Here is a 14,942-nt window from a genome sequence, read left to right on the forward strand (position 1 = left end):
TCTGGCTTTTTCGTCTTTAACCTCTTTTTTTTACTTTGAATGGTAAATGTATAACAGGTAAACAAACAAAAGATTATTTTTACAGTTATGAATATGGATCACATTATTGAATTATTGCATAAAAGAAAATATTCCTGTGTGATCTCAAACGGAAACGAAATCCGCACTTTTGTCAAAGATGGACTAAATTTGTGTAAAATATAATAATAATGGAGTTTACAAGCAAATTTCCTTCATTAAGCAAACTCTTATCAGGCAGAATGATACTTGTTATGAGTTTATTCTTAGCTGTGATCATGATATATCCGAACATCGTGAATTTCACATGGCATTCCACCGGATCAGAGACAGACTCAGAACATATATCTTATACACTGTTCTTTTTATTCCGGTATCTGTTTTTCTGTGTTTTGATATGGATTCTTTTAACGGTTAATATTCAAAAGCTAAAAACGCTGTCTTTTGGAAAAAGACTCATCAATTCGCTTTGGATCACTTTGATCGGTTACGCAATGTACGTCCTGTTTTCACTGGCCGTAAGTAAGCATGTGGATTGTTTTACAGGTATGCTGTTGTTTCAGTTTGTGATTACCTGTCTATTGTGCACTTTCATCGGTTATTTTTTCATCATGTATACCGAAAGTAATGAAAAAGAAAAGCGGATCGAGAGGCTAAAAGCTGAAAACCTGCAAAGCATGTGCAATGCACTGGTAAACCAGATCAATCCCCACTTCTTCTTCAATTCGCTCAATAGTGTTTCCGCCCTTGTCCGCGAAGGCGAAAAAGAAAAAACACTCGAATATATCAACAAACTCTCCGGGGTATTCCGTTATATCCTCCATAGTAGCAACAGAATCGGACTTACTTCCTTAAATGAAGAACTAAGCTTTGTGGAAGCCTTCCGTTATACGCTGGAGGTAAGATATGAAAGCAAACTGAAATTTCATTTCCATATTGATGACAAAAAGCGTGACATGAAACTACCGGTGCTGTCACTGCTTCCTGTGATTGAAAACATCGTGAAACACAATGTCATTGACAGTTATAACCCGATGGAGGTCACATTGTCTACCAGTGTACACGATGAATTGGTCATCGTTAACCCGATTCATGAAAAGCTGGATGCCGGGGAAAGCAGCGGGGTCGGGCTGGAAAACCTGTCCAAACGTTTCGAACTGCTGACCGGTAAAAATATTAAAGTAGAAAATGAGAAGGGTCTTTTTACTGTTTATTTACCTCTTTTAAATTGATAAGTATGAAAGTCTTGATTGTAGAAGATGAAACAGTAGCATATACGAATCTCAAAAGAATGTTACATGACCTTAACTTAGGTGTTGAAGTAGTGGGTAATACAGAGAGCGTGATCCGCACAGCCAAATGGTTAGAGGAATCCCAGGATACGATCGACCTGATCTTTATGGATATTCATCTCTCTGATGGCTCCGCTTTTAAGATATTCGAAATCGTCGACGTGGAAATTCCCGTCATCTTTACAACAGCATATGACCAATATGCGATTGAAGCATTCAAGGTAAATAGCATAGACTACCTGTTAAAACCGATTGAACCGGGTGAAGTGGCACGCGCGATAGAAAAATACAGGAAACTGGCCAAACAGGATATCCGCAAATACTTAGATTTATTACCACGTCTGGTACAACGGGATAAGTATCCGGAAAAAATTCTCATTCCCTTCAATGATAAAATACTCCCGGTGGCTGTTACCAATATCTCTTGTTTTTATTCATCAGAGGTAAAAACGGTTGTCATTCTCAAAGATGGGACTTCCATTCCATATAAAAAAAGCCTGGAATATATCAGTCAGTCATTAGATCCCCATCTGTTTTTCCGTGCCAATAAACAATATATCATCTCCAAAGACAGCGTTAATAATATAACAATCTGGTTTGATAACCGTTTATTGATTGTCCTCGATGTAGAATTACCTGAAGACCTATATGTTAGCAAAAACAAAGCCGCTGAATTCAAACAATGGCTGGCTGATTAATCACATATGACTTTTTTTCGTGATATCCGCCTTTTAGCTGTTTCCGTTCTTAATATTATTTCCGGATAAGTCACATTCCAACTTTTGATGAAATTTTAACTGGCTCTTAATCTTTTGTTTATTCTTGTTTTTACTTACCTCTGGCAAATACGGCAAGACTTTCGTGTCCTTCTGCATCAATACTTTGTACTGCAAAGAAATAATTATCCTTGCTGTAAGGCAAATGTGCTTCTGTTCCATTTATACGTATTTTCATTTGCCATTGCGATTGGTCGGTTTCACGAATCAAGATGTAATAGCCTGCCGGTTTCTTTCCTTGTTTAGGAGCCTCCCAATGGAGAGTGGAATAGTTGGTAAGTTCAGAGACCTCCTGCCTCACATTCACGGGAGCTGAAGGGGCCAAAGCCAGATTCGCTACAGCAGACAGGTTTACACCCGTGTTTTTACGGAGGTATTCAAAGTCGATTCCTTCTATTTCATCTCCGTATTCCACTCCGTTTTCGCTCCGGGCATATTGATGGGTTCGGTTATAATTCTCGTGCATTTCGCAGATGCGCACAGCGGCATATCCTTTCCGGCTGAAGGGCGTATGATCGCCACCCCGTCCGAAGCGGTCGTTGCGGTAGATCAGCTTTACAGTTATATTATCCACATAACGCTCACCGGTTTCTTTAATGTAGCGTGCCAATTGTCGCGAAGGGCTATCGTTCTCGGCAGAGTTGTACACTCGTTCGCGCCTCATTTCGTCGGTTTCGGTAAGGGGGATATTTTCAGAGAAGACACGGAGCAGGGTATTGTTGTGCGTATCTGTTTCGCTGGCCGGGCCATTTCCTATCATATCGTTATTGACTACGGCTATCAGGTTCCAGTTTTCACGGCGGGCCATTTCGGCCATGTGCTGTGCCCCGTAAAGTCCGTGTTCTTCGCCGGAGAGAAACATGATCTTCAATGTAACAGGCAGATCGACCTGCGAAAGCAGACGGATGATCTCCATCAGGCAAGCCACGCCGCTACCGTTATCATTGGCTCCGGGAGCATATCCTATGGAGTCATTTCCGTTCCCATTCCTATTGTCGAAGTGAGCGAGCAGGACAATTACTCTGTCGTCGTCCGGATTACTTCCCTGTACGGTGGCTATCACGTTACACAAGGGCACTTCCCGTTTGAGGCGGGTTTCCGCTCCTCCAATCGTATAGAACTCCTTTTCCACACTGAGCCGTCCACCCGAAGCAGGGATGTATGTATTTACCCGCCGGTACAGGTATTCGGTGGCGGCACCTATTCCCTGAGTAGGATGTGTCATGCTACTGAGGTTATTCCGGTTGTGGAATCCAACCATATCTTGTATCAATGCCTTCATTGTATCAACGGAGATACTATTCACTGCCGATTCGATAATGGCATCTCTATTTTTAATGGTTGTTTGAGCATAAAGACCGTTCGCATACAGGAACAGTCCCATGAGGAAGTATAAATAGCGTGGTGTTTTCATACGATAAGTAGTTACGTTATAATGAACTACAACAAAAATACAGTTTATTTCCGTATTATTTACTCCTTTTGCGTTCCTTAATGTATGTCGGATATTTCTACACCGGGCATGCCTGTATCTTTTCTTCGATTATTAAAGACCGGATAACAAGAAAGGCATTGGCGGAATTATATCTAAATCTAAACTTTCGCATAAAAAATATGGCAGCATTTATTTAACTTTTGGAAAAAACATTTTAAAGAGTATCTGGATTTTAGTCCTATTATTCGTTGCCTGAGTAATGGTAAAGGATTTTCTGTTGTACCCGATTTCTTATGCAAAGAGGTTATAGAGTCTGATAAAATAAAATTGGTATGGGAAGGAAATCAACCTTCGGAAAAGATATTTTATTTCGGGACTAGAAAAAAACAATTTATCAAAAAGATATTAAAGTATTGGAGAATTTATTTATAAAAGAATGGAGAGAAAAAAGAGGCCACTCTACCTTTTGGAGGGCGGTACCTCGTAGAATAACCCTCCGACAATAGCCTTTGTCGGTTAATGATTATATGAAAGCCGCAATGCTTTTTATAATATAAAATTCGTATTTGTACCTAGAAAATAATTATTTATTTACCTTATTTGCTTAAATCCAAGTATCTTTGCTACGAACGAAAATATCTGTAAGCCATGAAAATAAGTCAAATATTTAGGCTCAATAAAAATCAAACAAAGTTAGATTTTATTGATATCGGCATAAGTCAGAATATCCCTTTGTTTATCGACTCTTTTTTTATTTCAATACGGACTGATATACATATTTAAGGCTAGCGATTATGAGTGAAATGAAACAAAAGACAAACAGACCGTTTTAACCAATAAAATTATGTCAAGAAGGTTTTATCACTATGATAATTGAGAACAACAAATAAGAACCTATTTGGAAGAATTAAAAAAAGGAAAAAAGTTGATGTTTTATGCTTTCTTATAATTGGAACATCTGGGATAACTTATAAGTTTAAAGCGTTGCGGAGTGAATAATTTGCAAGAGTTTAAGTAAACAACAACAGGACTACTGAAAACGGTTGATCTGAAAAAGAAGTAAAAAGATTTTAAGCACCTACTTTTCAATAAAGCAGATAGTGAGAAGATTTTGTGGTTTGAGATTTTTTTTAATTCACTTGCGGAATAATGCCTGATTAAATATAAAGTAAAGGTTCAAAATGAAATGAAGCAACTATAAAGATATGAACATAAGAAAATACATTTATGAATCGTCTCATAGCATTCGTTGACACTGAAATTGACCCAAAAAGTAGGAATATTCTTGATATTGGAGCTATTAAGGATAATGGAAATTCTTTTCATAAAACTTCTGTCGTAGAATTTACTCAGTTTCTTAACGGAACAAAATATATTTGTGGACATAATATTTTCAATCATGACATTAAATATATTGGAACAGCAATAACCGATTCCGGAATCAATCCTAAAAATATCATTGATACACTGTTTCTTTCTCCATTGCTTTTTCCGACAAATCCATATCATGCTTTATTAAAAGATGACAAACTTCAAACAGAAGACATCAACAATCCTTTGAATGATTCCATAAAAGCAAAAGACTTATTCTATGATGAGGTTACCGCTTTTAATCAAACAGAGGAAACTCTTAAACAAATTTTTTATTTACTGTTGAAGGCGAAAAAAGAATTTTATGCTTTCTTTGATTTCATCGTATATACAAGTATAGATTCGGATATTAAAAAGCTGATTCGGCTAAAGTTTAAAGATGAGATTTGTGAACAAGTTGATTTAACAAAAATTATAGAAGAATCTCCAATTGAACTTGCTTACTGTTTATCGTTGATTCACTCATTCATTCTTCACAAAAAGATTCATTCAATTACTCCTCCTTGGGTACTAAAGAACTATCCGGAAGTTGAACGAATAATGTTTCGTTTGCGAAACAAGCCTTGTATAAGTGGCTGTGCATACTGCAACAATGCTTTAGATGTTCGCAAAGGTTTAAAAAGGTTCTTTGGATTTAATTCGTTTAGGACTTATGGAGGTGAACCGCTACAAGAGAAAGCAGTTAAAGCTGCAATCGATAACAAATCATTGCTTGCTGTTTTCCCGACAGGAGGGGGAAAATCAATCACATTCCAGGTTCCGGCTTTAATGAGTGGAGAGAGTTCAAAAGGTCTTACAGTAGTAATTTCCCCTTTACAGTCGTTGATGAAAGATCAAGTCGACAATCTTGAAAAACTTGGAATTACTGAGGCAGTTACCATAAATGGATTACTTGATCCGATTGAAAGAGCTAAATCTTTTGAAAGAGTGGAGGATGGTTCTGCATCCATTCTCTATATATCACCCGAATCATTGCGTTCAAAGACCATAGAAAGATTGATTTTAGGAAGAAAGATAGCTCGTATTGTAATTGATGAAGCTCACTGTTTTTCTTCATGGGGGCAGGATTTTCGGGTTGATTATTTGTACATCGGCGATTTCATTAAGTCAGTTCAAGAAAAGAAAAATCTTGAGGACGGAATTCCTGTTTCGTGTTTTACGGCAACAGCAAAACAAAAAGTGATTGAGAATATTCGGGATTATTTTAAAGAAAAACTTTCTATCGATCTTGAACTGTATACATCAAAAGCCTCAAGAACAAATCTTCAATACAAAGTTTTTGAAAAAGGAGATGAAGAAGAAAAATATCAAGCAGCAAGAGACTTGATTGAAGAGAAAAATTGTCCGACAATTATTTATGTCTCAAGAACAAGAAAAGCCTATTTGCTTGCAGAAAGACTGACTAAAGATGGTTTTAACGCAAAACCGTATCATGGGAAGATGGATAAGCAGGAAAAGTCTGAAAATCAAGACTCATTCATTAACGGTGAAACTCAAATCATGGTTGCAACCTCTGCTTTTGGAATGGGGGTGGACAAAAAAGATATAGGCATGGTCATTCACTATGAAATTTCAGACTCGCTCGAAAATTATATTCAAGAGGCAGGTAGGGCCGGACGAGATGAACACATTGTTGCGGATTGTTTTGTACTGTTTAATGAAGAAGATCTCAATAAGCATTTTATCTTATTGAACCAAACCAAGCTTTCCATTAAAGAAATTCAACAAGTTTGGAAAGCCATTAAAGAAATAACCCGGTTTCGCTCAAAAGTTTCAAATTCTGCATTAGAAATTGCAAGAAAAGCGGGATGGGACGACAATGTGGTAGAGATTGAAACACGAGTTACAACAGCTATTGCCACATTGGAAGATGCGGGATATTTGAAGCGCGGACAAAATATGCCACGAATTTTTGCCAATAGCATTCTGTCCAAAAATGCACAAGAAGCGATTGACAAAATCAATTCATCTGATAGGTTTGGAGAAAGACAGAAAGAAAAAGGAATCCGGATTATAAAGAAACTTTTTTCAAGTAAAAGCCGGAAACAATCAAGCGAAGAAGTGGCGGAATCAAGAATTGACTATATCAGTGATCATTTGGGAATTGTGAAGGAGGAGGTCATAAATATTGTAAACCTTCTTCGCGAGGAAAAAATTTTAGCTGATGCAAAAGATTTAACAGCATTCATTAAAAAAGGTGAAAACAAGAACCGTTCACTTCATATTGTAGAAACATTCAATAAAATTGAAAACTTTTTACTTCCATTATTCGAGGAACAGGAAAAGGAATTTCATATCAAACAACTCAACGAAGAAGCAGAAAAAAATGGTTATGAAAATGTAAATACGTCTAAAATAAAAACCATCCTCAACTTCTGGGCAATCAAGAATTGGATTAAGAGACAGAATCTGGAATATTCAAAGAATCATGTTGTGGTACTTTGCCTACAGTCTAAAGAGGTATTGAAAGAAAAATTGGAGAAACGATATGAATTGGCACAATTTATAGTTGAATTTCTTTACGAAAAGAGCAACCTAAATTCCTCGAAAGATGATGTAGGAAAAGAGGAAGTGTTGGTCGAATTCTCCATTCATGAATTGAAAGCAGCGTATGAGAATAGTTCCAATCTCTTTAAACTAAACATTGATATTGATGATATAGAAGATACACTATTTTACTTGTCAAGAATTGAGGCAATAAAAATTGAAGGTGGTTTTTTGGTTACATATAATCGATTAACCATAGAACGAACCGAACAGGACAATAAAAAGCGTTATACAAAAGATGACTATCAGAAGTTAAATCAATTTTACGAAAATAAAGTTCAGCAAATTCATATTGTTGGCGAATATGCAAAAAAAATGATTACCGACTACCAGAATGCTTTACAATTTGTAGATGATTATTTTCAATTAAACTACACATCTTTTCTCAATAAATATTTTAAAGGCAGCAGACAAAATGAAATCAAGCGAAATTTAACGCCTACTAAATTTAGGCAGCTTTTTGGGGAACTTTCTCCGACACAACTAAAAATCATAAACGACAACGAAACAAAGCATATTGTGGTTGCAGCCGGACCAGGTAGCGGTAAGACAAAAGTATTAGTTCACAAACTCGCTTCTCTTCTTTTAATGGAAGATGTAAAGCATGAGCAATTGCTGATGGTCACCTTTTCAAGGGCTGCGGCTACAGAGTTCAAGAAGAGGTTAATCAAGCTGATTGGTAATGCAGCTAATTATATAGAAATAAAGACATTTCACTCTTATTGCTTTGATTTGTTGGGTAAAATTGGAAATTTAGAAAAGTCAGATTCAATTCTAACAAATACCATTGAAAAAATTAAGAACGGAGAAGTTGAAGCAAACCGAATCACTAAAACGGTTTTGGTAATTGACGAAGCTCAGGATATGGATATCAATGAGTTCAACCTGATAAATACTTTGATGGAACAAAACGAGGAAATGAGGGTAATTGCAGTGGGTGATGACGACCAAAATATTTATGAATTCAGAGGAGCAAGTTCGAAATATCTCACACAGTTTATTTTATCTAACAACGCTGTAAAACATGAATTAATTGAAAATTACAGAAGTAAATGCAATCTCGTAGAGTTTACCAATCAATTTGTAAAACGAATTCCTCACCGATTAAAAGAAACGCCAATTATTGCTAAGCAAACCTATAATGGAAAGATAAAACTAGTTCGTTATCAAAGTGATAACCTTATCAATCCACTTGTACAAGACATCCTCGCAACCGAGCTTACAGGAACCACTTGTGTACTAACAAAAACAAATGATGAAGCATTGCAGATAACGGGCTTGCTTTTGAAAAACGGAATACAAGCAAGATTAATTCAAACAAATGATGGTTTCAACCTGTACAATCTTTCTGAGATTAGATTTTTTTTGAGTAAATTAGACTTAAGAGATGATATTTTCATCATTAACGATGATAATTGGGAAAATGCGAAACGGGAGTTAGTAAATAAGTTCCGTAATAGCAATAAATTAGAACTATGCGCCAACATCATCAAAGATTTTGAAGCAACTAACCCGAAGAAGAAATATAAATCTGATTTAGAGGTTTTCTTATATGAATCTAAGTTAGAGGACTTTTTCAACGAGAATGGAGAAACCATTTTTGTTTCAACAATTCACAAAGCGAAAGGCAAAGAGTTTGATAATGTCTTTTTATTACTTGAAAATTTCAATATAGCTACAAGTGAAGCTAAGCGACAATTGTATGTTGCAATGACAAGAGCTAAACAGAACTTGACAATTCATCTGAATTCAAACTTTCTCGATGATATTTCCGTAGAAAATTTGGAAAGAACGGAAAACTTAGAAATACATTCTTCGCCAAATGAAATTGCTATGCACTTGACTTATAAAAATGTATGGCTTGACTATTTCATAAACAAGCAATATGCAATTTCCCCCCTCATAAGTGGTGATGTCTTGGTTCTTAATGGAAATGAATGTTTAAATTCCAAAGGCCAATCAGTTTTAAAATTCTCACAACAATTTATCAGACAAATAGAAAATATGAAGGAGAAAAATTATGAATTGAAAAGTGCAAAGGTGAATTTTATTGTTTATTGGCAGAAAGAAAAGGAAGAGCAGGAGATTAAAATTGTTTTGCCCGAACTTTATTTTGAAAAAGATAAGTAATCTGCGCTCGAAAATAACATTATAGAATAATAAACTGAAAATTTTATAATATAGATGAAGATATAAATCCCAGAAATATTAGGACGAATTTAAAGCTACTTCTCTTATATATATGTTTGATGCATGTGCACAAAATCCATTTATACCATAATCATGCGAGCAAAATACCATATATGCGGTATTTTACATTTTATTAAATGTATGTTAATTTGTATCGAAATCACTATGATAATATAAGTACGGCAAAAATGAAATCATTTTCTAAACAATCGACCCTTTCTTTTCAGGAGAGCACTAATTCCGGCACATTCTTTTGCCCAGCCCTTTCCGGCTTCGAAAACTTTTCTTCTTTCCGAATGCGAATGTGTTGCTGTTAATAGCAACATAAAATCTGGACTTATCAATTAAACTGTTCGGTTTTATATGGTTGGTAGCTTGTCTGTCAGCTATATGGAATAGATATATCCGTATATAAAAAACGAACACTTCCTTATCCGACGGCAAATGGCTTTGGAAGTGCTCTTGATAAACATTCATTTATCCATGGTAAAGATAACTAATTTCTTTAAAGGAAGTTATACTTCTTCCTTTTCTGTCAAAAAATGCACCTGCATTTTCCTGGTCCTATTCGTGTGTCCACTGGTCATTCATGCCCAGACAGCACTGACAGGATATGTCCTTGATGAAAAAACAAAAGAGCCGGTAACCGGAGCTACTATCGTTGAACAAGCTACAACCAACGGGAGCAGTACGGATGCCGACGGCCGATTTGAACTGAAAGTATCCGGCAGGTTTCCACTTAAACTGTCAATCCGTTTGATTGGATATAAAGGCCGGGAGGTCATTGTAAAGAACGCAACAGACCCTGTTAGCATACATCTTACCGAAGATATAAATGCTCTCAACGAGGTTGTCGTTGTCGGCTATGGAACACAACGAAGAAAAGAACTAACCGGAGCTGTAGCATCCGTTTCCAAAGCAACTCTGGAACAACCGGCTACTTCGGTAAACGAACTTCTGGGAGGGAGTATCGCGGGACTGAACGTCTCCCAAAATTCAGGGCAGCCCGGAACGGGGTCGGCTATCCGTATCCGTGGCGGGAATTCGATTTATGCAAGCAATGAGCCGTTATATGTGATAGATGGCTTCATATTCTTTAGCGAAAAAAATGCGACTCAGGCAGGTGTAGGTAATATTGATGGAAGTCTCGATCCTTTGGCGGCGATTAATCCTTCAGACATAGAATCGATAGAAGTTTTAAAAGACGTATCGGCAAAAGCCATCTATGGTTCCCGGGGAGCAAACGGAGTAATTCTTGTGACTACAAAAAAAGGTAAACGGGGAGGGAATACCATTCGCTACCAATATACCATAGGCGTAGATAAATCAGCGAAAAAGCTTGATCTGTTGACAGCTAAACAATGGCTCTCAATCCAGAAAGAATATTTCAACGATAAGCCCAGCCTGTATTATAGCCAGGAAGAGCTTGCTCAATTTGATAAAGGGACTGACTGGCAAAATGCAGTATTGCAGACCGGAATTTCACAAACCCATGAATTATCGGTCAGCGGAGGGGATGAGAAAACCCGCTACCTTATTTCAGGTAATTATACGGATCAAAAGGGCATTATCCTTAATTCAGGCTTCAAACGGTTTAGCGGGCGGTTGAATCTAGATAAAGAACTATATCAGAATCTGAAAGTTGGACTTACCGCCACGGTAAACAGAAGCACGCAGGATGCGCTCACTACTTTTGAAGGAGCCAATTATAACGATTCGCCTTATTCTCACGGGATAGCCAATTCACTTACTTATGCTTTATATATGCCTCCAGTATTATCCATCTACAATGCCGATGGAAGCTATAATTACAAGAATCCGTTCGAATATAGCTATCTGAGTTATTATGGTCAGGCTGCAAATCCCGTCTCGGACTTAAAGAACAGCATTGGGCAAACCATAAGCACATCGTTGTTGGGTAATTTCTTTGTCGAATACAATATCCTTAAAGAACTGAAGGCAAAGGTTAACGCAGGAGCAAATACTGATTATATTACACAAAACTATTTTGCCCCACCCTATACGGCACTGGGACTCAATCAGGATATCCGGGGGATGGGAGCCATTGGAAACAGGCGTACTGATGTTACTCAATATGAGTTTTTACTCTCATATACAAAACAGCTAAACCCGGTTCACTTTATAGACTTGCTAGCCGGATATACTTATCAGAATACGAAAACGGACTTTTCTGTAAGCAAGGCCAATCATCTCGAATCTTTCGATAATCTGGCTACAGGAAATGAGCTTCCTCCTATTTCGCGTAAGCAAAAAGCTTCATTCAACTCATTTCTGGGCAGAGCAAATTATATATTGCTGGAGCGGTATAACCTGACAGCAACATATCGTGCTGACAAATCTTCACGTTTCTCGAAAGGTCATGAATGGGGCTATTTCCCTTCTATAGGATTCTCATGGAATGTAAACGAAGAAGAATTCGCAAAGCCTCTTTCCCCGGCATTAAGCACATTAAAACTTCGTTTGACTTATGGGAAAGCGGGCAATCAGGAAATAGATTTCGACGAATACGAACAATATTTCAATACCGGAAGATATAATGGCGCTCCGGCTTACGACATGAAAAATCTGGGTAATTCTAATCTTAAATGGGAGACAACGACGGAATACAATGCCGGAATAGACGCCGGATTTTTGAATGACAGATTTACCCTGACAGCTGATGTTTATTATAAAAAGACACATGATTTACTACTCCGGATACCTGCTCCTTTAGGTTCGGGTACCAGCGAAAAGCAGATTGCCAACATTGGAAATGTTATTAATAAAGGATTTGAGTTCACCTTGAATGCGAAATTAGTAGAGCGAAAAAACTTTTCATGGTCTGCTTCGGCTAATATTGCCCGTAATATAAACCGCATCACAAGCCTGGGCGAATATGATGGATTGACCGAAGGAAACGATCAGGAACAAATTTTACGTGTAGGTGAGTCGGTCGGTTCTTTCTATGGCTACCGTTTTTTAGGAGTAGTGCAATCTGATGAGGATATTTCAAAACTGCCTACAATAGGAGGGCGGACTCCGCAACCCGGAGATGCTAAATTTGCCGACATAAGTAGTTCTGATGGAAGTCCCGATGGCAGGGTGACACCCGAATCCGACCGGGTAGTTTTAGGCAATATTCAACCTGATTTTACCTATGGTTTTTCCTCTTCAGCCTCTTATGGCAGCTTCGACTTTTATATTCTGTTGCAGGGTTCACAAGGCAATCAGGTTTACAATCTGCTAAGACGTTACCTTGAGCGTCCGAATGATTCTTATAACATGTCGGCGGCATTACTAAATAGCTGGACGGAGACCAATCCATCCAACACAATTCCTTATCTCGGTAGTACGCGTGCGACAGAACTGGATAGCCGGTATGTAGAAAATGCCTCATTCCTGAAATTAAGAAATGTGACGCTCGGCTATACAATCCCAATCAAAGTAAATTCCTCTTCAGCGAAAGTGCGTGTTTTCGCTTCTGCACGAAACCTTCTTACGATTACTAGATATAAAGGCTACGACCCGGAAGTAGCCAGTGGTGTAGATCTTGGAATTTACCCTTCTTCTAAAAGTTTTATGGCTGGAGTAAGCCTCACTTTTTGAATAGAAAATCTTGTTATTATAAACCCAAATTGATTGCTAAAATGAAAAAGAATCTGTTTTTTTCAATAGTGCTGTTTGCACTCTTTTCCATTGCATTGTTTTCTTGCAGTGATAATAATGATCCTGACGATGGAGGAGAAAATTCTTCTTCAGTGAAAACCAAAGCAGAAGCCGAGGCTCTTGCCAATGCGGTATATGGCCCGCTACAAACATTATCTTCGTCTTATTCATTCCTGTTGGAATCAGCTACAGAAACTACTATCTCATTTGAAGAGGTAGACGATTCCAAAGATGGGCCTCAAGTGAGTGTATTTGAAACAACACCGAGCAACTGGTACCCAATCAAGGTTTTTAACCGTTTGTATAAAAGTATTGGCGCAGCAAATCTGGCAATAGAGGAAATTGGCGCAGCAAGTACCAGCTCGAATCTGACAGAAACAGATAAAACCCTGTTGGTAGCGCGTTCCAAATTTATCCGTGGTTATAACTATTTCCAGTTGGTACAACTTTTCGGAGAAGTACCCCTGGTACTGACATCTAACAGTACAGAAAGAACGCGTGCATCTATTGATGTAGTGTATGATCAGATTGTTAAAGACCTGACAGATGCTTTACCTAATCTGCCTGAATTCGACAGTAATAAATCCAATCCTTCACAAGGAGCTGCAAACACAATTCTGGCAAAGGTGTATTTAACATGGGGGCAAAAGCCTCTTTCGCAATCTGAGGTTTCTGCAATTTCTGGTACGACCGATCCCACAAAACCGGCTCCCGATACGGAAAAGCTGCAAAAGGCTGTGGAATATGCAAATAAAGTGATAAACAGCGGTAGATATCAATTATTAGATAACTACAATGGTATATGGGGTGTGGCTAACGAGAATAATGCTGAAGTCATCTTCTCTATTCATCATGATGGAGATGGAATCGATGCACAAGGGAATCATCAGACACATTGCGGATTCACATGGCCTAAGAGTGCAAGAACCGATCCGCATATCAGCTATGCCGACATTACACTCGAAAACCGTATTCCCGACAATAACGATATACGTAAACTCTTCTCATATGCAACACGTATAGAATATACCGATGCTGTAGTAGATACATTGACCTGGCCGGTAAGTATTGTCCGTCCAGGCAAATGGATACATAGGACAACTGACGGAACTAAAGCTCTGGATGAACAGCCGAATAATATTGACCATATCGACTTCCGTTATGCAGAGGTACTGCTTATAAAAGCAGAGGCACTATTTTTCTCTAATAAAGCATCTGAAGCTTTACCTGTTGTAAATGAAATCAGAAAAAGAGCATTTGGAGGTCATTATGAGCATGGAGGAAAATTATCGGCTCTCACAAAAGAAGACTTGTACAACGAATGGGATTATGAATTTGCTTTTGAGCAAAAGCACTGGCTGAATTTAGTACGCTGGAGAACATTGCTATCTCAGGTGAAGAACACCGTGCCTAATTATGAATATTACAAACCTGAATATCAGTCGGCTACAACTATCAAGGCTGCGTTCCCAGAAATAGCAAATAAGATAAATGCCGCATTCTATGCCCGTGTACATAGCCACCTACACGCTAAAGTAGATAACTTACATGGAAAATTCTATCGTTTCCCTATACCGCTGAGTGAGGATTATACCAGCTTAGGTATTACTCCTCAGAATCCGGGCTACTAAAAATATTTCTAAAAAC

Annotated in this window: 6 protein-coding genes; 5 read left to right on the plus strand and 1 reads right to left on the minus strand. The window is 37.8% G+C overall.

Translation table 11 applies throughout. From position 1 onward, the window contains the following. Positions 1-272: 272 nt before the first annotated feature. Entirely contained in the window at positions 273-1,250 is a 978-nt protein-coding gene (locus ACFO6W_RS02615) for a sensor histidine kinase (protein ID WP_379993768.1), read from the plus strand. A 5-nt stretch (positions 1,251-1,255) separates the two neighbouring features. After that, positions 1,256-2,008, plus strand: a complete 753-nt coding sequence (locus tag ACFO6W_RS02620; RefSeq protein WP_379993769.1) for a LytR/AlgR family response regulator transcription factor — start codon at positions 1,256-1,258, stop codon at positions 2,006-2,008. A gap of 130 nt (positions 2,009-2,138) precedes the next feature. Here the strand turns inward: ACFO6W_RS02620 and ACFO6W_RS02625 are convergent, their stop codons facing one another. Then, positions 2,139-3,500 carry a M28 family metallopeptidase gene (locus tag ACFO6W_RS02625; RefSeq protein ID WP_379993770.1) on the minus strand — a complete coding sequence of 454 codons (1,362 nt, stop codon included), beginning with the start codon at positions 3,498-3,500 and terminating at the stop codon, positions 2,139-2,141. Positions 3,501-4,748: 1,248 nt separating this feature from the next. Between ACFO6W_RS02625 and ACFO6W_RS02630 the strand changes: the two genes are divergently transcribed. From ACFO6W_RS02630 to ACFO6W_RS02640, 3 genes are all read left to right on the plus strand, one after another. Then, positions 4,749-9,569: a RecQ family ATP-dependent DNA helicase gene (locus ACFO6W_RS02630; protein ID WP_379993771.1), complete on the plus strand. Its 4,821-nt coding sequence runs from the start codon at positions 4,749-4,751 to the stop codon at positions 9,567-9,569. A 543-nt stretch (positions 9,570-10,112) separates the two neighbouring features. Then, entirely contained in the window at positions 10,113-13,235 is a 3,123-nt protein-coding gene (locus ACFO6W_RS02635) for a SusC/RagA family TonB-linked outer membrane protein (RefSeq protein ID WP_379993772.1), read from the plus strand. Positions 13,236-13,276: 41 nt separating this feature from the next. Continuing rightward, the gene (locus tag ACFO6W_RS02640) at positions 13,277-14,926 is read left to right on the plus strand and encodes a RagB/SusD family nutrient uptake outer membrane protein (RefSeq protein WP_379993773.1); all 1,650 of its coding nucleotides are present in this window, start codon (positions 13,277-13,279) and stop codon (positions 14,924-14,926) included. Positions 14,927-14,942: the final 16 nt, after the last annotated feature.

This window comes from Dysgonomonas termitidis, assembly GCF_042654545.1.
Lineage (GTDB): Bacteria > Bacteroidota > Bacteroidia > Bacteroidales > Dysgonomonadaceae > Dysgonomonas > Dysgonomonas termitidis.

Bases quoted from the DNA above. Each gene is read 5' to 3' on its own strand.
- ACFO6W_RS02615 (WP_379993768.1), top strand. From the start codon at position 273: ATGAGTTTATTCTTAGCTGTGATCATGATATATCCGAACATCGTGAAT.
- ACFO6W_RS02620 (WP_379993769.1), top strand. From the start codon at position 1,256: ATGAAAGTCTTGATTGTAGAAGATGAAACAGTAGCATATACGAATCTC.
- ACFO6W_RS02625 (WP_379993770.1), bottom strand. From the start codon at position 3,500: ATGAAAACACCACGCTATTTATACTTCCTCATGGGACTGTTCCTGTAT.
- ACFO6W_RS02630 (WP_379993771.1), top strand. From the start codon at position 4,749: ATGAATCGTCTCATAGCATTCGTTGACACTGAAATTGACCCAAAAAGT.
- ACFO6W_RS02635 (WP_379993772.1), top strand. From the start codon at position 10,113: ATGGTAAAGATAACTAATTTCTTTAAAGGAAGTTATACTTCTTCCTTT.
- ACFO6W_RS02640 (WP_379993773.1), top strand. From the start codon at position 13,277: ATGAAAAAGAATCTGTTTTTTTCAATAGTGCTGTTTGCACTCTTTTCC.